Source organism: Arachnia propionica (assembly GCF_900637725.1).
Taxonomy (GTDB): Bacteria; Actinomycetota; Actinomycetes; order Propionibacteriales; family Propionibacteriaceae; genus Arachnia; species Arachnia propionica.
Genome location: NZ_LR134406.1, coordinates 1,460,332 through 1,480,002 on the forward strand (window position 1 = coordinate 1,460,332; position 19,671 = coordinate 1,480,002).

At 66.4% G+C, this 19,671-nt stretch carries 19 protein-coding genes and 1 pseudogene; 17 read left to right on the forward strand and 3 right to left on the reverse strand.

What is annotated here, in order from left to right:
- Positions 1-71 precede the first annotated feature (71 nt).
- The 3 genes from EL272_RS06370 to EL272_RS06380 are packed head-to-tail and all read left to right on the forward strand — an operon-like array spanning position 72 to position 2,502.
- Complete coding sequence (locus EL272_RS06370) at positions 72-986, forward strand: ABC transporter ATP-binding protein (RefSeq protein ID WP_014846396.1); 915 nt, start codon at positions 72-74, stop codon at positions 984-986.
- Between the two features lie 20 nt (positions 987-1,006).
- Positions 1,007-1,738, forward strand: a complete 732-nt coding sequence (locus EL272_RS06375; RefSeq protein WP_280525201.1) for an ABC transporter permease — start codon at positions 1,007-1,009, stop codon at positions 1,736-1,738.
- Between the two features lie 5 nt (positions 1,739-1,743).
- Positions 1,744-2,502 carry an ABC transporter permease gene (locus EL272_RS06380; protein ID WP_014846398.1) on the forward strand — a complete coding sequence of 253 codons (759 nt, stop codon included), beginning with the start codon at positions 1,744-1,746 and terminating at the stop codon, positions 2,500-2,502.
- 15 nt (positions 2,503-2,517) lie between these two features.
- Here the strand turns inward: EL272_RS06380 and EL272_RS06385 are convergent, their stop codons facing one another.
- Positions 2,518-3,240: an IclR family transcriptional regulator gene (locus tag EL272_RS06385; RefSeq protein ID WP_014846399.1), complete on the reverse strand. Its 723-nt coding sequence runs from the start codon at positions 3,238-3,240 to the stop codon at positions 2,518-2,520.
- A gap of 98 nt (positions 3,241-3,338) precedes the next feature.
- On the opposite strand from EL272_RS06385, the pseudogene leuC reads away from it, so the two are divergent.
- From leuC to EL272_RS06400, 3 genes and pseudogenes are all read left to right on the forward strand, one after another.
- A pseudogene (gene leuC, locus EL272_RS06390) lies at positions 3,339-4,744 on the forward strand (3-isopropylmalate dehydratase large subunit).
- A 3-nt stretch (positions 4,745-4,747) separates the two neighbouring features.
- Positions 4,748-5,362 (forward strand): 3-isopropylmalate dehydratase small subunit, encoded by a 615-nt coding sequence (gene leuD, locus EL272_RS06395; RefSeq protein WP_014846401.1) that lies wholly within the window; start codon positions 4,748-4,750, stop codon positions 5,360-5,362.
- A gap of 48 nt (positions 5,363-5,410) precedes the next feature.
- Positions 5,411-6,187, forward strand: a complete 777-nt coding sequence (locus EL272_RS06400; RefSeq protein WP_014846402.1) for a lysophospholipid acyltransferase family protein — start codon at positions 5,411-5,413, stop codon at positions 6,185-6,187.
- Positions 6,188-6,190: 3 nt separating this feature from the next.
- Here EL272_RS06400 and EL272_RS06405 read toward each other — a convergent pair whose 3' ends face one another.
- Positions 6,191-7,201, reverse strand: coding sequence for a Gfo/Idh/MocA family protein (locus tag EL272_RS06405; RefSeq protein ID WP_061787038.1), 1,011 nt, complete (start codon positions 7,199-7,201; stop codon positions 6,191-6,193).
- A gap of 315 nt (positions 7,202-7,516) precedes the next feature.
- Between EL272_RS06405 and EL272_RS06410 the strand changes: the two genes are divergently transcribed.
- The 10 genes from EL272_RS06410 (at position 7,517) to pgsA (ending at position 18,106) form a co-directional block, all read left to right on the forward strand.
- On the forward strand, positions 7,517-8,536 hold the full coding sequence (locus tag EL272_RS06410) for a FecCD family ABC transporter permease (RefSeq protein WP_110644201.1): 1,020 nt from the start codon (positions 7,517-7,519) through the stop codon (positions 8,534-8,536).
- Entirely contained in the window at positions 8,530-9,333 is an 804-nt protein-coding gene (locus EL272_RS06415) for an ABC transporter ATP-binding protein (RefSeq protein WP_014846405.1), read from the forward strand. The genes EL272_RS06410 and EL272_RS06415 overlap by 7 nt, the downstream gene beginning before the upstream one ends.
- Positions 9,330-10,079 carry a DUF364 domain-containing protein gene (locus EL272_RS06420; protein ID WP_014846406.1) on the forward strand — a complete coding sequence of 250 codons (750 nt, stop codon included), beginning with the start codon at positions 9,330-9,332 and terminating at the stop codon, positions 10,077-10,079. Before EL272_RS06415 ends, EL272_RS06420 begins: the two co-directional genes overlap by 4 nt.
- Positions 10,076-11,176, forward strand: coding sequence for an ABC transporter substrate-binding protein (locus tag EL272_RS06425; RefSeq protein WP_061787037.1), 1,101 nt, complete (start codon positions 10,076-10,078; stop codon positions 11,174-11,176). Before EL272_RS06420 ends, EL272_RS06425 begins: the two co-directional genes overlap by 4 nt.
- 57 nt (positions 11,177-11,233) lie before the next feature.
- The gene (locus tag EL272_RS06430) at positions 11,234-12,346 is read left to right on the forward strand and encodes a D-alanine--D-alanine ligase family protein (RefSeq protein ID WP_014846408.1); all 1,113 of its coding nucleotides are present in this window, start codon (positions 11,234-11,236) and stop codon (positions 12,344-12,346) included.
- Complete coding sequence (locus EL272_RS06435; protein WP_061787036.1) at positions 12,346-13,269, forward strand: thiamine-phosphate kinase; 924 nt, start codon at positions 12,346-12,348, stop codon at positions 13,267-13,269. Before EL272_RS06430 ends, EL272_RS06435 begins: the two co-directional genes overlap by 1 nt.
- Positions 13,270-13,280: 11 nt before the next feature.
- Positions 13,281-13,493 (forward strand): TOBE domain-containing protein, encoded by a 213-nt coding sequence (locus tag EL272_RS06440; RefSeq protein ID WP_061787035.1) that lies wholly within the window; start codon positions 13,281-13,283, stop codon positions 13,491-13,493.
- 106 nt (positions 13,494-13,599) lie between these two features.
- Positions 13,600-16,092, forward strand: coding sequence for an FtsK/SpoIIIE family DNA translocase (locus EL272_RS06445; RefSeq protein WP_081490253.1), 2,493 nt, complete (start codon positions 13,600-13,602; stop codon positions 16,090-16,092).
- Between the two features lie 17 nt (positions 16,093-16,109).
- On the forward strand, positions 16,110-17,519 hold the full coding sequence (rimO, locus tag EL272_RS06450) for a 30S ribosomal protein S12 methylthiotransferase RimO (protein WP_061787034.1): 1,410 nt from the start codon (positions 16,110-16,112) through the stop codon (positions 17,517-17,519).
- Positions 17,516-18,106, forward strand: a complete 591-nt coding sequence (gene pgsA, locus EL272_RS06455) for a CDP-diacylglycerol--glycerol-3-phosphate 3-phosphatidyltransferase (protein ID WP_014846414.1) — start codon at positions 17,516-17,518, stop codon at positions 18,104-18,106. The genes rimO and pgsA overlap by 4 nt, the downstream gene beginning before the upstream one ends.
- Before the next feature lie 12 nt (positions 18,107-18,118).
- Here the strand turns inward: pgsA and EL272_RS06460 are convergent, their stop codons facing one another.
- Positions 18,119-18,898, reverse strand: coding sequence for a DeoR/GlpR family DNA-binding transcription regulator (locus EL272_RS06460; RefSeq protein WP_041697394.1), 780 nt, complete (start codon positions 18,896-18,898; stop codon positions 18,119-18,121).
- Between the two features lie 407 nt (positions 18,899-19,305).
- On the opposite strand from EL272_RS06460, the gene EL272_RS06465 reads away from it, so the two are divergent.
- Positions 19,306-19,500: a DUF3046 domain-containing protein gene (locus tag EL272_RS06465; RefSeq protein ID WP_061787033.1), complete on the forward strand. Its 195-nt coding sequence runs from the start codon at positions 19,306-19,308 to the stop codon at positions 19,498-19,500.
- Positions 19,501-19,671 lie beyond the last annotated feature (171 nt).

A 19,671-nucleotide genomic window follows, 5' to 3' on the forward strand; every position in this document is an offset into this window, starting at 1 on the left:
GAGGTGTCAACCGTGTCGGAACCATCCTTCGGCATGACGTTTTCCGGCCCTCGGATTCCGAAACTTGCGTCATGGAGTTACGAGACGCTGATCTGGCCGTGAGGACCAGGGGTTTGACGAAGAGTTTCAGGAAACGCACTGTCGTGGACGGTCTGGACCTGGCCATTCCCCGAGGGAGTGTCTACGGTTTTCTGGGGCCCAACGGATCCGGGAAATCAACCACCATGAAGATGCTCCTGGGGCTGCTCCACCCGAGCGCGGGACAGGTCTTCCTGCTCGGGGAGGATCCGTGGGGTGAGGCCCGGGCACGGCTCATGCCCCGGATCGGATCGATGATCGAGCATCCACCCGGATACGGTCATCTCACAGGGGCAGAGAACATGAGGCTCCTGGCCCGGCTGCTGAACCTGGAGACCACCCGGATCGACAGGGCACTCGAACTGGTGCGTCTGACCGACCATCGGGACCGGCTGCAACGAACCTATTCGCTGGGGATGAAACAGCGCCTCGGAATAGCGATGGCCCTGGCGCGGGAGCCAGAACTGCTGATCCTCGACGAGCCCACCAATGGACTGGACCCCGCTGGCATCGAGGAGATCAGGGAACTGATGATCCACCTGGCCTCCGGAGGGGTTACGGTCATGATTTCCAGTCATCTCCTCGACGAGATCGACAGGATGGCGGACATCCTCGGCGTCCTTTCACAGGGGCGGCTGGTTTTCCAGGGAAGCAGGAAGGAACTGTTCGAACGCTCCATTCCGGATCTGCTCGTGGTGACACCGCAGGCCAATGCCGCCGCCAATCTGGTCAGGGGCTGCCGCCTGGAGAGGAACGGGATCAGGGTGCAGGGTTGCGGTCAGGAAGATGCCGCCCGATTGATCGTGCGGCTGGTGCAGGAGGGGATCCCCATTCATGAGGTTCGTCGCCTCCAGCAGTCACTGGAGGAGGTCTTCATGGATCTGACCGGTGGGACGGAGGCCTTGTGATGGGCGAGATCCGTTTGGAGATGACGAAGATGCGGAGACTGCATGTGATTCCCCTGACGCTGGTCCTGTTGGTTGCCGCGATCCCGGTCGTCGCTCTTTCCTTGTTTGCTCCGGGGGCTGTTTCCCGGCTCAACGATCCCCACGAGTTGCCCTGGGGTCAACCACTTCTCAATTTCGCATTCGCGAATGCTCTCATTCATCCCATTCTCGTGGCGGTGCTGGCATCCCGTCAGACCGACATCGAACACCCTTCGGGGGGCTGGTTCCTGAACGCCACCACGGGTAGAACCCCCGGGACGTTGTGCCGTATGAAGTTCTTCGCCCTCGTGGCGGTGGTGATCCCGGCAACCCTCGTGCAGACCGGGGCCGTTGTGGCGTTGGGGGCGGTGGCCGGCGTCCGGGTGCCCCTCGACATCCCGATGTGGTCCTGGTATGTGGTGTCGCTGGTTCTGGTCGACACGGTTCTCCTGGCATTCCACATCTGGCTCTCCGCGATCTGTGAGAATCAGCTCGTTGGTGTCGGTACCGGGCTGGTTGGCGGTTTCATCGCGCTCTACATGTTTCTCGCGCCGAGTGTTGCCCGTGTCATTCCTTGGGGGTATTACGCCGTGATCACCCCGGTGGCGATGGCTGCCGGCTCGGACGGGCTCGTTCCCGTCCTGCCGCCGTGGCCATGGCTGATCGGTCTGGTCCTGCTCGGGGCGGCGGCTTTTGCCCGGTGTACGAAACGACTCGACCAGGTTGAGAGGTGACGGTGATGTTTGCCGCCGAAAGAATGAAGCTGCGCCGTTCCATGGTGTGGTGGGTCGTGGTACTCCTGCCGTTGCTGGCGGTTGCCTCGGGCGGAGCCAACTACTGGCTCCAGACGACCAACGGAGCACTGGAGACGGGCTGGGATGTCCTTACCGGGCAGATCACCCTGTTCTACGGGATGATGTTCTTCTCCACCGGGGTTGCGCTCCTGGGCGCTGCTGTGTGGCGTCCGGAGCATCGGAGCAGCTCGTGGAACCGCGTTCTGACCACGGGACGATCGCCCGTTTCGCTGGTGCTGATGAAGTCCGTCGTGATCCTGCTGCTGGTGGTCCTCGTCCAATTGGTATTCGTCGGGCTCAGTTGGGGGATCGGGCTGCTTCTGGGGCTCCGGGGTGCGCCTACGTCCTCCTTTCTCGTTGCCGCGGCGCTCTGTGTTCCCGTGTCCGTACCGCTGGTGTTGCTGCAATCGTTGATGTCGATGCTGATGAGGTCCTTCGCCGCCCCCGTGGCCATCTGCCTGGCCGGATGCATGATCGGTTTCGCCAGTGCCGCCTCGGGAACCGGGACGGGACCGCTGGACCTCCTGATCCCGCAGGCCGTCGTCACCCGGACCGTGCTCCTGGGATCCGCCGCCGTATCGACAAGCGGCGGGCAGGGCATGGACGAAGTGCTTCCGCTGGCCTGCTCGGCGGCAGGTCTGGCGGCCGTCATGGTCATCGTGACGGTTCTGGTGGTGCGGCGCCGGCCCGTGGTCTCGCAGTAGGCGGTCTTTCACCGGTCATTCAGTGTCGTTGCGGCGCAACACCTCACTCAGGCGTTCGGCAGCGGCCATCACGGCCGGGGCGTGAAGCCGCCCCGGCTGCCGGGTCAGGCGTTCGATGGGACCGGAGACGCTGACGGCCGCGATGATTTTCCCGGAAGGGGAGAGCACCGGGGCCGAGACCGAGGCCACCCCGGGTTCGCGTTCGGCAACCGACTGCGCCCATCCGCGGCGGCGAACCTGCTGCAGCGACAGCATCGTGAACGTGGCCTCCTTGAGCAGGCGCGGCAGGTTCTCGGGTTCCTCCCAGGCCAACAGCACCTGCGCGGCCGATCCCGCGGTCATGGACAGCTGCGCCCCGAGGGGAACGGTGTCCCGCAGACCCGAGGGGCGTTCGACGGTGGCGGAGCAGATCCGGAAATCACCTTGACGGCGGAACAACTGGGCTGATTCGCCGGTGATGTCGCGCAGCCGGGTGAGAATGGGCCCCGCGGTGGCCAGCAGTGGGTCCTCCGCGGCGGAACTCGCTAGTTCCGCGAGCCGCGGTCCGAGTACGAAACGACCCTGGAGGTCCCGGGTAACGAGGCGATGGTGTTCCAGGGCCACGGCCAGTCGATGTGCCGTCGGGCGCGCCAGACCGGTGGCGCCCACCAGCCCTGCGAGTGTCAGGGGGCTGGTTTCCAAGGCTGTCAGCACCGCAGCCGCCTTGTCGAGAACTCCTACTCCGCTTCCTTCGTCCATATTCCGAGATTATCGTTTCGAATGCTGGACATGCAAGATAGAGTGTCGCCATCTGGCAGGCCTTGTCCTGCAATCAATCGTAATGAGGAAGCGTGAAAATGGGGAAGACCCTCGCCGAGAAGGTTTGGGATGCGCATGTCGTGCGTGCTGTCGATGGTGAACCCGACCTTCTCTACATCGACCTGCACCTGGTGCACGAGGTGACGAGCCCGCAGGCCTTCGAGGGCCTGCGGATGAATGGCCGGAGGGTGCGCCGTCCGGATCTCACCCTGGCGACCGAGGATCACAACACCCCGACGCTGAACATCCTCGCACCCATCGCTGACCCCGTCTCCAGGACCCAGGTGGAGACACTGCGCAGGAACGCGGCCGAGTTCGGAATCCGCATCCATTCCCTGGGCGATCGCGACCAGGGCGTCGTTCACATCATCGGCCCGCAGCTCGGGGTGACCCAGCCCGGCATGACCATAGTCTGCGGCGACTCCCACACCTCGACCCACGGTGCCTTCGGTGCGCTGGCCTTCGGGATCGGCACATCAGAGGTAGAACACGTGCTCGCCACCCAGACGCTGCCGCAGAAGAAACCCAGAATGATGGCCGTCAACATCAACGGCGACCTGCCACCCGGGGTCACCGCCAAGGATGTCGTCCTGGCGTTGATAGCCAAGGTCGGCACAGGCGGTGGCCAAGGCTACATCGTCGAGTACCGGGGAAGCACCATCGAGCAGCTGTCGATGGAGGGTCGCATGACGATCTGCAACATGTCCATCGAGTGGGGTGCCAAGGCCGGCATGATCGCCCCGGACGAGACCACCCTCGCCTATCTGAAGGGTCGCCCGCACGCCCCCGAGGGGGGCGACTGGGAGGCCGCGGTCGAGTACTGGAGGACCCTGCGCTCCGACGACGACGCCCATTTCGACGCGCAGGTGGACATCGACGCGACCCGGCTCACTCCCTTCGTGACCTGGGGTACCAACCCCGGGCACGGCGTGCCGCTCGGGGGGTGGTACCTGCTCCCGAGGACTTCGATTCCGAGGTCGAGCGGGCCACCGCCCGCCGGGCCCTCGAATACATGGACCTGGCCCCGGGCACCCCGATGCGGGAGATCGCGGTGGACACGGTGTTCCTCGGCTCCTGCACCAACGGCCGGATCGAGGACCTGAGGCTGGCGGCCTCCGTGCTCCGGGGACGCAGGATCGCCGAAGGCGTGCGGATGCTCGTCGTCCCGGGTTCGGCCCGGGTCCGGCTCCAGGCGGAGCTCGAGGGGCTGGACAAGATCTTCCTCGCATCCGGGGCCGAGTGGCGGGCGGCAGGGTGTTCGATGTGCCTCGGCATGAACCCCGACCAGCTCTCCCCGGGGGAAAGGTCGGCCTCCACGTCCAACCGCAACTTCGAGGGACGCCAGGGCAAGGGTGGACGCACCCACCTCGTCAGTCCCGCAGTCGCCGCCGCGACCGCCGTCACCGGTCACCTTGCCGCCCCCGCCGACCTGATCGGAGTCTGAGACATGGACGCCTTCTCCACCCATACCGGGATCGCCGTTCCGCTGCGGCGCAGCAACGTCGACACCGACCAGATCATCCCAGCCGTCTACCTCAAGCGCATCACCCGGACCGGTTTCGAGGACGGGCTGTTCGCGGGCTGGCGCAGCGACCCCGATTTCGTGCTCAACCATGAGCCCTTCACGGACGGGACCATCCTGGTTCCCGGACCTGACTTCGGGACCGGTTCGTCGCGGGAACACGCCGTCTGGGCGCTGCAGAACTACGGCTTCAAGGTGATCGTGGGAACCCGGTTCGGTGACATCTTCCGTTCCAACTCGGGCAAGGCAGGGTTGCTCGTGGCCCTCGTCACGGAGGAGGACCGGGACAGGCTCTGGGACGCCATCGAGGCCGCCCCCGAGGAGCCGGTGACGGTGGACCTGCCGGAGCAGACCGTAACCCGCGGGGATCTCGTGATCGGGTTCGAGATCGACGAGTACACCAAGTACCGTTTGCTGAACGGCTTGGACGACATCTCCATGACCCTGCAACACGACGACGAGATCGGGGCGTACGAGGCGACCCGCCCGGGGTTCAAGCCGAAGACCCTGCCCGTGCGGACCGCGGACACCGTCTCCTGAGGACTGCCGCTCGGACGGGCGACGATCCCGACGGTATTCTCCTGCTCCGTGGAAGTCGAAAAACGTCCCTGGCAACGCTCTCTGCGTGAGGCGAACCAAGAAACGGCGCCCCGTGCCTACCGTTTCCTGGCGCGGCTGGTTCACCTGGTGATGGGTGGTCTGGTCCGGCGAACCTGGCGGGGGCAGGAGAACGTCCCGCCCGGCGGGGTGCTGGTGGTATCCAATCACCTCTCGAACTTCGATGTCCCCACGACCGGCGAGTTCCTCGTCTGGTCCGGGCGCTGGCCCCGCTACCTGGGCAAGTCCGAGATCTGGAAGGTGCCGGTGGTTGGGTGGTTCGCGCGCGAGTGCCGCCAGATTCCTGTCATACGCCACTCCGAACGGGCCAAGGACTCGCTCGTGCACGCCCGCGAGGCCCTGGAAGCGGGGGAATGCGTCGCGATCTTCCCCGAGGGCACCATAACGGCCGATCCCGATGGCTGGCCCATGACCGGGCGCCCGGGTGCCGCCCGCCTGGCGCTCACGACCGGGGTGCCGGTGATCCCGGTCTGTCAGGTCGGGACAGACGCCCTCCTGGGCCGGAAGAAGCTGGAACTTCACCGGCTGTTCTCCCTGCGCAGGCGCCCCGTGATGGTGCAGGCGGGGCCGCCCGTCGACCTCAGCGCCTTCCCGGTGGGGGAGGAGCCCGCGCGGGAGGACGTGGAACGGGCCAGCGTCGCGATCATGGACGCGATCACCGCGGTCGTCGCCGAACTCAGGGGCGGCCCCGCCCCCGAGGGGCGCTGGGACATGCGGGTAGGTGCCCGCGTGCCCCAGCGGGGGTGAGCCTCAGGCGGGATCGTTCATCAGGGCGCGGGCCCGTTCCATCAGTTCGACGGTGGCGATGGTGGCCTCCAGCGGACGCAGCGGGGACTCGGTGAGCCCCGCTGCGATGCAGCGAGCCACCTCCACGGCCTCGTGGAAGAGGCCCTCGTGGTGAATGCGCGGCTCGTCCCAGGACAGCACCCGGCCATCCCGGAACCTCACCTCGACGGGCCCCGGGCGGTAGAACGGGCCGTCGAGCACCAGGGTCGCTTCGCTGCCCCCGATGACGGCGACGCTCGGGGTGTCGGTCAGCATCGAGGCGAACACGCTCGCCTGGCGCCCCTCACCGTCCCCCAGCAGGGCCATGAACTGTCCGACGGCGCCCGTCGCGTGCCGGGGACCGGCGGCCGCCACCACCTCGACCCTGGGCAGGACCCAGTCGGCGAACATCAGCGGATAGATCCCGAGATCGTTCATGGCCCCGCCACCCTGGGCCGGGTCCATGGCGCGGCGGTGATCCACCAGGTACTCGCCCATGTCCACGGTGACGGCCTCGATCCTGCCCAGCAGATCCGCCGCGAGCACCTGCCGGACCACGTCGAAGCGAGGCAGGGCCAGCGACCACACCGCCTCCATGCAGAACAGGTCCTTGTCGCGTGCCAACTCGACCAGTTCCCGCGTGGCCTCGACGGTGGGGGTCATGGGTTTCTCGACGAGCACGTTCCGCCCGGCCTCCAGGGCGAGCCGGGCGTGGGAGGCGTGATCCAGGTGGCCCGTAGCGACGTAGACGACGTCCACGTCCTGGGCCACGAGTTCCTCGTAGGAGCCACAGGCCATCTCGATGCCGTGTCCTTCGGCGAACTCGCGTGCCCGTTCCGGGGAGCGGGAGCCGACGGCGACAACGCGCTGGGAGGTGTTCCGGGTCACCGTGGTGACGAACCGGTCGGCGATCCATCCGGTTCCGATCACGCCCCAGCGAAAGGCGGGCACGGAGGCCGGGTCGGTGGTGCGGGGTTGGGGCAGGGAATCAATCATCTGCGGTCCGTTCCGGGCAGCAATGCCCAAATTGTCAGGACATATTCTCCAGCAATTCTATCCCCGGTGTGTTTTGGTGCCGTGGCGACCCCGGGAGGTAACGCCAGCGGGATCCGGCCACAGCGGCTGCCCGGCCGCGCAATTGTCCGCAGGCGTGCGCGTTCAAGGCGGTTCCCGTCGTTGACCGGGACATCCTGCCGTCGCGGCGCAGCCTTGATGCACCGCCCCGCCGGGCGGTCCCGGAGAATCCGCAGTAGCGGATAGCAAACCCTTCTTGGATCTGTGGATGCGGATTTAATCGCTAGAATCTTCCTGATGTCAAAGGAGATACCCAGGCGGCGAGTAGCGATGTTGCTGCTGTTACTGGTGGCGGCCAACCTGGCCACCATGGTCGGCGTGTTCACGCTGGGGCGTTTTCACACGGATCCCGCGACCCTGCTCGACTACCTGGGCTCCCGGCTGCTCGGCTCCGAGTGGACCGGGAACCCGGAGGTCGCGCACGTGATCTGGAACATCCGCTTCCCACGCATGGTGGCGGCTCTGCTTGTGGGCGGCGCGCTCAGCGTCGCGGGGGCCGCCTACCAGAGCCTGTTCCGGAACCCGCTCGTCTCCCCCGACGTGCTGGGTGCATCGAGCGGGGCGGGTTTCGGGGCCGCGCTCGCGATCGTGCTGGGGCTGGGACCGACCGGACTCCAGGGGGTCGCCTTCCTCTTCGGGCTGCTGGCTGTCCTCGGGGCGTGGGGTGTGTCCCGGATGACCCGCAGGGACCAGGTGCTGGCCCTGGTTCTCGGGGGCATCATCGTCAGCGCCCTGTTCTCCGCGGGGGTGTCGATCCTGAAGTACTTGGCGGATCCGGACAGGGAACTGCCCGCCATCACCTTCTGGCTCATGGGAGGACTCAACGGAGTGCGTCACGCGGACCTGCCCGCCCTGTTCGCCCCCATCCTCACGTGCGCCATCGTGCTGTGGCTGCTCCGCTGGCAGCTCGATGCCGTGACCTTCGGGGAGGAAACCGCGAAATCCCTGGGGACGAACGTGACCTGGCTCAGGGCTGGGGTAATCGTGTGCGCCACCATCCTGACCGCCGTTTCCGTCTCCATCTCGGGGGTGATCGGCTGGGTCGGGCTCATCGTGCCGCACGTGACCCGGATGCTCTTCGGTCCCCAGCACCGGCTCCTGATCCCGGTTTCCTTCCTGCTGGGTTCCCTGTTCCTGATCGGGGTGGACACGATCAGCCGAACCCTGCTCGATGCGGAGATCCCGCTGGGGATCCTGACGGCCCTGCTCGGTGCGCCGTTCCTGGCGTGGCTGATGATGGGAAACAGGTCATGGTGAACGCGCTGATGGTTCGCGGTCTCACCCACCGCTATCCCGGGCGCGGAACCCCGGCCCTGGACGATCTCGGGTTCGACCTCCCGGAGAACCGGCTGGCGTTCGTGCTCGGCCCGAACGGGTCGGGGAAGTCAACCCTGTTCCGGATCCTGCTGAGGCTGTTGCGCGCAGACTCGGGCGAGGTCGAGATCGGCGGGCGTCGGCTGGAGAGCTACGGTCCGGCGGCCCTGGCCGGGGTGATCAGCTACATCCCGCAGTCCAGCGAGGTGCCCTTCAACTTCTCCGGACGACACACCGTGGTGTTGGGCCGGGTGACCCGTCGGGGTTTGCGGGCCAGCCCCCGGGAGGCCGACTGGAAGGCGGCCGATGAGGCACTCGAAGCGGTCGGGATGACGGGGCTCGGGGAACGCGGGATCCAGGAACTCAGCGGCGGCGAGCGGCAGCTGGTGCTGATCGCCCGCGCCCTCTGCCAGGGCGGGCGGTTGCTCGTACTGGACGAGCCCACCTCCGCCCTCGACGCCGGCAACCAGATCCGGGTGTTGAGGCGGCTCCGCCGGCTCGTGGACCGCCAGGGCCTGACGGTGCTGCTCAGCTCCCACCAGCCCAACCACGCCTTCGAGTTCGCCGACGACGTCCTGCTCCTCAAGCAGGGGCGCAGCCCCGGACTGAAACCCGTCGCCGACCTGACGGGGGAGGACCTCAGCCACCTCTACGACCTTCCCATGAGGGTGGTGGACCTGACGGACATGCCCGGGCTCCGCCTCTGCGTGACCCGGCCCGAGACCAGAGGAGACCAGTGAACAATCCGTGGCAGCTCTACGACGACCTCATCGACCTGATCCCGCCCGGGACAAAAGTGCGCGACGCCCGTATCGGCAACTGGGCCTGCGTCACCTCCGACGCTGGTACCGGGGTGGCGATGATCTACCGCGGCGGCCCCCGGTCCGGTTTCGCCGAACGCGACATGGTCGGCCGCGACCTCCGGGACGCCGCGTCCGCCGTGAAGTCCTGGGACCTGGAACTGGCCGCCCTCGGGGTGGCCGCCATCAACTCCTTCCTGACCACGGAGGAACGGGTCAGCGCCCACCTCACCCCGGGCGAGGACGAGAGATCCACCTTCGAACGTCACGCGGAAACCCGCCCGGACCTCAGGATCGCCACCATCGGTCATTTCGGTGACATCGAGAAATACGCCGAGGGCCGTGACCTCATCGTCCTGGAACGGTCGCCCTCGGGAAACGATCTCCCGGACCCTGCGGCCGAGTACCTGCTGGCCGACCGCGAGCTCGTCTTCATCACCGGCTCCGCCCTCACCAACAAAACCCTGCCCCGGCTGCTCGAGCTGTGCAGCGGGGCCAGGGTGATCCTCGTCGGTCCGAGCGCGCCCTTCGCGCCCGAGGTGCTACCCGCCTGTGTCGCCGAGATCGGGGGATCGTTGGTGATCGATCCCGATCACGTCCGACGGGCCATTGGCCTCGGAGGCGGGATGGCTGAGGCCCGTCAAGGACTTCGCATGTTCAACCACATCATCAGGAGGAACCCATGAAAACGCAGTGGAAACCGTTGTTCGCGGGGCTGGTCGCCCTGGCCACGCTCCTGACGGGCTGCTCGTCGGGCCCCGCGCAGACGACCGGGTCCCAGACCCCCGCGGTCTCCGCATCAGGAGGCCCGCTCAGCTTCAAGGACATGGGTGGGCGTGACACCGAACTGGCGGCCCCGGCGAACCTGGCCTTCGGGGCGGGCCCTCCCGCCACCGTCATGATCTACACCTTCGGGGCGGACAAACTTGCCGGCTGGAACACCAAGGTGACCGAACAGGTCTCCCGGTACATAACCCCCGAGGCCGCGGCGCTGCCGGTTCTCGGCAGGGCGAACGGCAAGGACGGCACGTTCAACGCCGAAACCCTGCTGGGTCACGGGGTCAACGTCATCCTCGACGCGGGTGAGGTTTCAGCCGAGTACGCGAAGATCGACGACGATCTCGAGCAACAGAGCGGGATCCAGGTGGTCCAGCTGTCCACGGAGTTCCAGAAACTGCCAGAGTCCTACCGGATGATGGGTCGCATCTTCGGCGACGATGCGCGAGGCGAACAACTGGCGAGTTATATCGAGAGGATCAACGCCGAACTCGCGCGGGGCTCGGCGACAATCACCGATAAGCAGCGCGTCTCCGTCTACTACGCAACGGGCGATGCGGGCCTGAGCACCGCGGGTAGCAAGAACATCCACGCCCAGGTGATCGACGTCATCGGCGCCAGGAATGTCTACGGAACGGCCGAGAAGGCCTCGAGCCGGGTCGATGTGAACGCCGAGCAGCTGCTCACCTGGGATCCCGACTGGATCATCGCCATGCCCGGGAAGGGCGGGACGGACCTGGTATCGAGTGACGCCTTCAAGCCCTTGCGGGCGGTTTCCCAGGGCAACGTGCTGATCTCCCCGCAGGCCCCCTGGGCCTGGATGGACGGCCCGCCCTCGGTGAACCAGGTGATCGGTGCGGTCTGGGCGGCGGAGACCATCTACCCGGACGTTTACAACTTCGACCTCCAGAAGGAGGTGAAGGAGTTCTACTCGCTCTTCTACCACCACGAGCTGACCGATTCCGAGTTGAACGAGATCCTCGCCGGAGCCGGCCGCAGGAACTGATCCGTCCGGGCCATGTGGCAAGTAGGATGAATCGGCAATCGAGCTCAGGAGGCCCCAGTGTCGGAACGAACCAAGATCGCCCTGGTTTTCGGTGGAAAATCGTCGGAGCACGGCATCTCCTGCCTGACGGCGGCCAGCGTGCTCGGAGCCATCGACCGGGAACGGTTCGACATCGTCGCCGTAGGCATCTCGAAGAGCGGCCGGTGGTCCCGGATGTCGTTGGAGGAGGTCGCCGATCTCCACATCACCGGGGACGCCACACCGGAGGTTCCGGAACCGGAACACGACGCGGTCTGGCTGGTCGGTGAACACGGTGGCCAAGTCGCGACCCGGGTCGGCGACCAACTGGTGGACATCCAGGAAGTGGATGTGGTCTTCGCCCCGCTGCACGGCCCCTACGGCGAGGACGGCACCATCCAGGGGATGTTCGAGATGATGGGTATCCGCTACGTAGGGCCGGGGGTGCTGGCCTCCGCGGTGGGCATGGACAAACACTTCATGAAACTGGCCTTCGAGGCGGCGGGTCTCCCGGTCGGCCCCTACGTTGTCGCCTCGGAGCGCCGGTTGCGCCTCGAACGGAAGGCCGTGCTGGCCGAGGTGGCCGGGCTCGGATTCCCGGTGTTCGTCAAACCCGCGCGGGGAGGCTCCTCCATCGGAATCACCCGGGTCACCGATCCGTCCGGACTGGAGGACGCCATAGCGGAGGCGCAGCGCCATGATCCCAAAGTGATCTTCGAGCAGGGGTTCGTCGGAACCCGGGAACTGGAGGTGGCGGTGCTGGGCGATCCCGGATCCCCCGAGGGATGCCGGGCCTCGGTGGTCGGTGAGATCCGGGTCCAGGACGGGGACGGTTTTTACGACTTCGCCACCAAATACCTGGACGATGACGGGGCTGCCCTCGACGCCCCGGCCAGGACCACCCCGGAGCTGGCTGCCAGGCTCCGGGAACTGGCCTGCCGGGCCTTCAACGCGCTCGACGCCGAGGGGCTCGTGCGCGCCGACTTCTTCGCCACCGAGGATCAGGCGTGGATCAACGAGGTGAACACCATGCCCGGATTCACCCGGATCTCGATGTACCCGGCCCTGTGGCAGGCATCCGGGATTCCGTATCCCGAACTGGTCACCAGGCTCATCGAACTCGCCCTCGAACGCCCGGTGGGGTTGCGTTGATGAGCGCCGAGTTCGAGATGATCGCTGAACTCACCGACGGCCTGGCATTCGGCTCCGACGTGCGGCTGGGCCCCGGCGACGACGCGGCAGTGCTGGTGCCGCGCGGCGACATCGTCATCACCACCGATGTGCTGATCGAGAACGTCCACTTCAAACGCGCCTGGTCGTCCGCCTTCCAAACCGGCAGGAAAGCGGTGGCGGTCAACGTCTCGGACATCGAGGCCATGGGGGCCGAACCCAGCGCGGTGGTGATCGGGCTGGCCTTTCCGAGAAACCTGGACCGGCGCTGGGTCAGCGACTTCCAGGAGGGTGTGGTCGAGGAGTGCGCCCGGGCCGGGGTCAGCCTCGTGGGAGGCGACCTGTCGTCGTCGGCGCACATCGCACTCGGGGTGACCGCGCTCGGGAACCTGTCCGGGCGTCCCGCGGTCACCCGGGCGGGCGCGAGGGCCGGTGACCAGGTAGCGGTGTGCGGCCGGCTCGGTTGTTCGGCGGGTGGCCTGCTGGTCCTGCAGCGGGGATTCGGTTCCCCCAAGGACCTGGTTCTGGAACAGCAGTGTCCAACCGTTCCCTACGGGCAGGGAAAAGTGGCCGCGGAGGCCGGTGCCACCGCGATGATCGATGTCTCTGACGGCCTGCTGCAGGACCTCGGGCACATCTGTGAGCTCTCCGGGGTGGGCATCGATGTGAGGACCGGGGCACTGAAGATACACGACAGCTTGGCGCGCCTCGCGGCCGCCACGGGCAAGGATCCGCTGGGCTTCGTTCTCGCCGGTGGCGAGGACCACGCCTTAGCGGCGACCTTCCCGGCGGAGGTGGGACTCCCGCAGGGCTGGCTGCGAATCGGCACGGTGACCGCAGGTGCGGAGGTGATTGTGGACGGCATGCCGTGGACGGGTAGCGTCGGCTGGGATCACTTCGCATGAAAGGAAAACCAGTGAGAATCAGCGCCCGCAATCAGTTCAGGGGAACCGTCGTATCCATCGAACAGGGAGCAGTCAACGGCATCGTCCAGATCGAGGTCGCGCCGGGGCTGATCCTCAGCTCCTCGATCACGAACGAGGCCATCCGGGATCTCGGCCTCGAGGTCGGCGGGGAAGCGGTTGCATTGATCAAGGCCTCCTCCGTGATGGTGGGTGTGCAGGACTGAGGGGTTCCTCCCACTGAGGCCGGAGAAATCGCATGCCAAACCTCTACCGGGCGGGTCACCGGAGCGGTTTTAGCATCTGATCCGCTCTCTGGACTAGGTTGGAATCATGGCGACACGCGGCTCTTCCTCTGCCAGGAGTTCTTCCAGCAAGTCGGGTGCCGGGCAGCGGACCAAGAAATCGAGCACCGCATCCCGAGGCGGCTCGAAGAAATCCGGTGCCCGCAAACCGGCCGCCAGCTCGTCCGGTGCTCGAGACCAGGCCACAGAACCGAATCCCGTGGTGCAGTTCCTGGGGCGGATGCTCCGGGGACTTGCCCACGGGGTGGGCACGCTCGCCAGGAGCTTCGGGGGAGTGGAAAAGGATGTCGAGCCCGAGCGGCGCCGGGACGGCACAGGTCTGTTCATCCTGGTGCTCGCCCTCGTGTTCGCCTCACGGACCTGGTTCATGTTGCCGGGACCCGTGGGGGAGACCATAGGAGCCATCACCTCGACCCTGTTCGGAATGGCCGCCCCGCTGGTGCCGGCGGTCCTGTTCTACAGCGCATGGCGAGTTCTGCGGCACCCCAGGGACGTGGACGGGGCGCCCCGCACGGGGCTGGGCTGGTTCCTGCTCACCATGGGCGGGCTCGGGCTCATCAACCTCTCCCGCGGGCTGCCTCGCCCGGACCAGATGGCCGAGCTGCAACGCGCCGGCGGGGTGCTCGGTTTCCTGGCCAGCAGTTTCATAGCCGACCTGAGTTCCACGTGGGTCGCGGTTCCCGTGCTTCTCATCGTCACCCTCCTGGGTGTCTTCTTCGTGATCGGCAAACCCTTGCGGGTGATCCTCGCCGGGATCCGGACGGCCTTCTCATCGCTGGTGGAGCGCCCGGAGGAACCACAGGAGAAGCTGGAACTCGGCGTCGACGTGCCCTATGACACCCCGCTGATAACGGAGGACGACGAACCCTCCCACGACGACTCGGTCTACGACTACGAGGCCGACGAGGATTACCCCCTCGAATCCGGGACGGGGCTGGACGACCCGACGCCGCAGGCCCATGCCCCGACGGTTCCCGGGCCGGAGGAGAAACCCGACCTGCCCCCGCCGGTGCACACCCCCATGACGGGGCGCGCCGAACAGCTGCAGCTCAGCGGCGACATCATGTACCAGCTCCCGGACGAGTCGCTGCTCGCACCCGGAACCCGCCCGAAGGCCCGGACGGAGGCCTCCGACCGGATCGTGCGGCAGCTCGCTGCCACCCTCGAGGAGTTCGCGATCGACGCCCGGGTAACCGGTTACACGCGCGGCCCCACCGTCACCCGCTACGAGGTCGAACTCGGCAACGCCATCAAGGTCTCGAAGGTCACGGGACTGGCGGACAACATCGCCTACGCCGTCGGCAGCAACGAGATCCGCATCCTAACCCCGATCCCCGGGAAATCCGCCATCGGGATCGAGATCCCGAACCTCGACAAGGAGGTGGTCAGCCTCGGGGACGTGCTGCGTTCCCCGAAGGCACGATCCGACCACCATCCCCTCACCGTCGGGCTGGGCAAGGACGTCGAGGGCGGGTTCGTGCTGGCCAACATGGCCAAGATGCCGCACCTGCTGGTGGCGGGCGCCACCGGATCCGGGAAGTCCAGCTTCATAAACTCGCTGATCACATCGATCATGATGCGAGCCACCCCGGAGGAGGTGCGGATGCTGCTGGTGGATCCCAAACGGGTGGAACTCAACCACTACGAGGGCATTCCGCACCTGGTCACCCCCATCATCACGAACCCGAAGAAGGCCGCGGAGGCCCTCGCCTGGGTGGTTCGCGAGATGGACATGCGCTACGACGACTTGGCCGCCTTCGGTTTCCGGCACGTCGACGACTTCAACAAGGCCGTCAAGGCCGGGCAGGTCAAACTTCCCGAGGGTTCGCAGCGGGTGCTGGCCCCCTACCCCTACCTGCTCGTGGTGGTGGATGAGCTCGCCGACCTGATGATGGTCGCCCCACGAGACGTGGAGGAGTCTGTGGTGCGGATCACGCAGCTGGCGCGGGCCGCGGGGATTCACCTGGTCCTGGCCACGCAGCGGCCCTCCACGGATGTCGTGACCGGGCTGATCAAGGCCAACGTGCCGTCGCGCCTGGCCTTCGCCACATCCTCCATGACCGATTCCCGGGTGATCCTCGACCAGCCTGGGGCGGAGAAACTGGTTGGCAAGGGCGACGGGCTGTTCCTGCCCATGGGGGCCGGTAAACCGATTCGAGTGCAGGGCGCGTGGGTGAACGAATCCGAGATCCGCGAGATCGTCGCCCACATCTCGGGGCAGCTGCAGCCCACCTACCGGGAGGACGTGACCACGGCAGCGGCCGAGAAGAAGGTCGTGGACGACATCGGCGACGATCTCGAACTGGTGCTGGATGCGGCCCGTCTCGTGGTGGAGCTCCAGCTCGGCTCCACATCGATGCTGCAACGCAAGCTGCGCGTCGGTTTCGCCAAGGCGGGACGCCTGATGGACATCCTCGAATCCCGCGGGGTCGTCGGCCCCTCGGAGGGCTCCAAGGCACGTGAGGTGCTGGTGAAACCCGACGACCTCGAAGACCTACTCGCCTCCCTCGGGACCGGGTGAGTGATACTGGGGAGATCATGAACAAGGTCCACATCCAGACGCTGGGCTGTGCCCGCAACGACGTCGACTCGGAGGAACTCGCGGGCCGGCTGGCGGCGGGGGGATTCGTGCTGGTGGACGACCCGGCTGAGGCGGAGACCGTGGTGGTCAACACCTGCGGCTTCATCGAACAGGCCAAGAAGGACTCCATCGACACCCTGTTGGCCGCCGCCGACTTCAAGGAATCCGGCACGACGAAGGCGGTCGTGGCGGTGGGGTGCATGGCGGAACGCTACGGGGCGCAACTCGCGGAGGTCCTGCCCGAGGCCGATGCGGTTCTCGGGTTCGACGACTACGCGGACATTGCTGATCGTCTCCGGTCGATCCTCGCCGGAGGCAGCCACGAGGCCCACGTTCCGAGGGACCGGCGCAAACTGCTGCCGATCGCGCCGACGGACCGCCAGCGGGCTGCCGGGCGGATCGTGACCCCGGGGCACGCCCCCCTGCCGGAAGGGCTGGCCCCGGCAACGGGGCCGCGCGTGATCCGTCGCCGTTTGGGATCGGGACCCGCAGCACCCTTGAAGATAGCCTCCGGATGTGACCGGCGCTGCGCCTTCTGTGCCATTCCCGCCTTCAGGGGTTCCTACCTCTCGCGCCCCGTCGCCGACATCATCGCCGAGGCGCGCTGGCTCGTGGAGCAGGGAGTGAAGGAGGTGCTGCTGGTTTCCGAGAACACCTCCAGTTACGGCAAGGATCTCCCCGGCGTGAACCTGGAGACCTTGCTGCCCCAGTTGTCCCGGGTGGACGGACTGGAATGGATCCGGGTCTCCTATCTGCAACCCGCCGAGATCCGGCCCGGAATGCTGGAGGTCATGTTGGACACCGGCAAGGTGGTGCCCTATTTCGACCTTTCCTTCCAGCACGCCGCGCCCGGGGTGCTGCGGAGGATGAGGCGTTTCGGTGACCCGGATTCCTTCCTCGGGCTGGTCGAACGGATCAGGGCGGTCGAGCCAAGGGCAGGGATCCGCAGCAACGTGATCGCCGGGTTCCCGGGGGAGACCGAGTCGGACGTCGAGACGCTCCGCGAGTTCATCATCGACGCCAACCTGGATTTTCTCGGGGTATTCGGCTATTCCGACGAGGAGGGCACGGAGGGAGAGGGCCTGGATGCCCACCTGGACCAGGCGGAAGTGGATGCGCGGCGGGAACTGCTGGCCGACGTCGCCAACATGGTGTGTGAGTCCCGCGCGGCGGAGAGGGTGGGGGAGCGGACCGTGGTCCTGGTCGAGGAAACCGGCGCTGGCGGGGCCTCGGGGCGCGCGCCGCATCAGGGCCCCGAGACCGACGGGGTTGTGGAGCTTCCCGGGGCCGATGCCCGGATCGGGCAGTTCATTGAAGTTGAGCTCATCGACGTCACAGGAATCGACATGGTGGGAGAAGCCCGATGACCGAACCACGGCCCAGCAATCTGAACGTTCCCAACGTGCTCACGGTGCTCCGCATCATCATGGTGCCGCTGTTCGTCGTGGTGCTGTTCTGGCAACCGGCGAACCAGGGGTGGCGATTCATCGCAACTGGAATCTTCGTGGTCGCGATGCTGACCGATCTGGCGGACGGCTACATCGCCAGGCGCTACAACCTGATCACGGATTTCGGGAAGCTCTGGGACCCGATAGCCGACAAGGCCCTGACGGGTGCGACCTTCATTTCCCTGAGTCTGCTGGGTGAGCTTCCCTGGTATTTCACGGTGCTGATCCTAGTCCGTGAGTGGGGGATCACGTGGCTGCGGGCGACCATCGCGAAGTACGGGATCATGGCGGCCAATCGCGGTGGCAAGCTGAAGACCGTCACCCAGTCGCTGGCCCTGATCGTTTTCCTCGCGTGGCTGCCGGGCCTGCCTGGGGCGGTGCAGTTCCTGGCCTGGGTGCTGATGTGGGCGGCTTTGATCCTGACGCTGGTGACCGGCGCCGACTACATCCGCGAGGCCATCCGGATCCGCGCCCGTGGGAAGCAGCCACGGCGCTCCGCCGAATGATCGTGGGAGAGATCAGCTGCCGGTAGCGGTCTTCGGGTCGGCGGGAACCGGGACGATCACCACCTCGACGCCCAGGTCCCGGATGCGAGCCAGTTCGTCCTCCGGGGCGTTGGAATCGGTGACGAGAACGTCGATTTCGCTCAGATCCGCCATCTTCGCCAAAGTGACGTGGCCGATCTTGGAGGCATCGGCCACCGCGATCACCCGCTGCGCCCGTTCGATCATCGTGTGATTGGTGCGCGCCTCGATGTCGTCATGGGTGGTCAGTCCCCCGGACGAGCTGAGTCCGTCGGCCCCCACCAGGGCGGTACCGACGTTCACGAGCCGGAGCGTCGCCTCGGCCAGGGAACCTACGAGTTCCAGTGAATTGGAACGCAGCACACCACCGGCGATGAGGACACGGCCCTGCCCCTGCTCGGCTGCTTCCAGGCCGATGCTGAGCGAATTGGTGATGATCGTCAGATCGGTCCGGTGGTGCAGGGCCCGGAGCACCTCGGCGGCAGTGGTTCCGCCGCTCAGACCGATGGCGTGCTTGCCCTCGGGAACCAGCTTGGCCGCCGCCGCCGCTATGCGGGACTTGGCGGCCTGATTGCGCCCGTCACGCAGCCGTACCGGGAGTTCGCGGCTGCCCTGGATCGGGCGTGCACCACCATGGGTGCGGTCCAACAGCCCCTGGGACGCGAGCACGGCGACATCGCGCCTGATGGTGGCCTCGGAAGTTCCCAGTTCGGTGGCGAGTGTGGACAGCGACATCTGACCATTCTCTTGAAGCAGCGCCAGCATCGCGAGCATTCGATCGGAGCGCTTGTGGGAATGCGTACCCGCAGCGTTCATGTCGACTCCTTCGTGCACTTTATGACCAAATTGATGATCGTGTTCGAGGGTCAGTGTACGAGAAACCGTGTCGGTTCGCTGTAGGGCGCTTGGGATAAGAAGTTTCTCAAATAGTTGGCGGGTGGGGTTTATATTCCCTGACGGAGGTGCGCGGGAAGGGTTGGGAGAGCTACGGTCCTCGCTCGTGAACCGGGATCGGCGGACATCGCTGGGGAACACGTCGTCGGGGTTCGGAGTGACTAAGGGATGGTTTGGAGAAGGGCATGGGGATCACGCCGGATGCTGTTCCGGAGGACGATGCGGCCCGGCGTGTCACCGGGACGACCGCAGCACGGCACGTGTCTGCGGGGCCTAGGGTTGCCAGCATGCGTGAAGCGGAATTGTGGTCGAGACTTGAAGTGGTGCTCGGGAAGGGCTACGCCGGGAGCTGGGCCTCGACGGTCGCCCTGCAGGAACTCGAGAGCCGCACCGTGGACGAGGCGCTGGCCGCAGGCGTTCCGTGCAAGAAGATCTGGAGGGCCGTGTGGGTCGCGCTGGAACTGCCGGAAACGATGCGGTGAGACCACCGGTGTCGGCGCGCCCCATGCAATCGAACACATGTTCGGCTAGACTGTGTGCGTCTCCGGGGTTTTCCACAGCCCGGAGGTGAACTGGAGTTTTTGTCACCCCCGATTCCTACAGTGAGGGTGAAGGTTGAGCCGGTCGGAAGGGAACGGTTCAGGGAGTCGAAA

Coding starts and splice junctions, on each gene's coding strand:
- EL272_RS06370 (WP_014846396.1), top strand. CDS start 72: ATGGAGTTACGAGACGCTGATCTGGCCGTGAGGACCAGGGGTTTGACG.
- EL272_RS06375 (WP_280525201.1), top strand. CDS start 1,007: ATGACGAAGATGCGGAGACTGCATGTGATTCCCCTGACGCTGGTCCTG.
- EL272_RS06380 (WP_014846398.1), top strand. CDS start 1,744: ATGTTTGCCGCCGAAAGAATGAAGCTGCGCCGTTCCATGGTGTGGTGG.
- EL272_RS06385 (WP_014846399.1), bottom strand. CDS start 3,240: ATGGACGAAGGAAGCGGAGTAGGAGTTCTCGACAAGGCGGCTGCGGTG.
- leuD (WP_014846401.1), top strand. CDS start 4,748: ATGGACGCCTTCTCCACCCATACCGGGATCGCCGTTCCGCTGCGGCGC.
- EL272_RS06405 (WP_061787038.1), bottom strand. CDS start 7,201: ATGATTGATTCCCTGCCCCAACCCCGCACCACCGACCCGGCCTCCGTG.
- EL272_RS06410 (WP_110644201.1), top strand. CDS start 7,517: ATGTCAAAGGAGATACCCAGGCGGCGAGTAGCGATGTTGCTGCTGTTA.
- EL272_RS06415 (WP_014846405.1), top strand. CDS start 8,530: ATGGTGAACGCGCTGATGGTTCGCGGTCTCACCCACCGCTATCCCGGG.
- EL272_RS06425 (WP_061787037.1), top strand. CDS start 10,076: ATGAAAACGCAGTGGAAACCGTTGTTCGCGGGGCTGGTCGCCCTGGCC.
- EL272_RS06435 (WP_061787036.1), top strand. CDS start 12,346: ATGAGCGCCGAGTTCGAGATGATCGCTGAACTCACCGACGGCCTGGCA.
- EL272_RS06445 (WP_081490253.1), top strand. CDS start 13,600: ATGGCGACACGCGGCTCTTCCTCTGCCAGGAGTTCTTCCAGCAAGTCG.
- rimO (WP_061787034.1), top strand. CDS start 16,110: ATGAACAAGGTCCACATCCAGACGCTGGGCTGTGCCCGCAACGACGTC.
- pgsA (WP_014846414.1), top strand. CDS start 17,516: ATGACCGAACCACGGCCCAGCAATCTGAACGTTCCCAACGTGCTCACG.
- EL272_RS06460 (WP_041697394.1), bottom strand. CDS start 18,898: ATGCTCGCGATGCTGGCGCTGCTTCAAGAGAATGGTCAGATGTCGCTG.
- EL272_RS06465 (WP_061787033.1), top strand. CDS start 19,306: ATGCGTGAAGCGGAATTGTGGTCGAGACTTGAAGTGGTGCTCGGGAAG.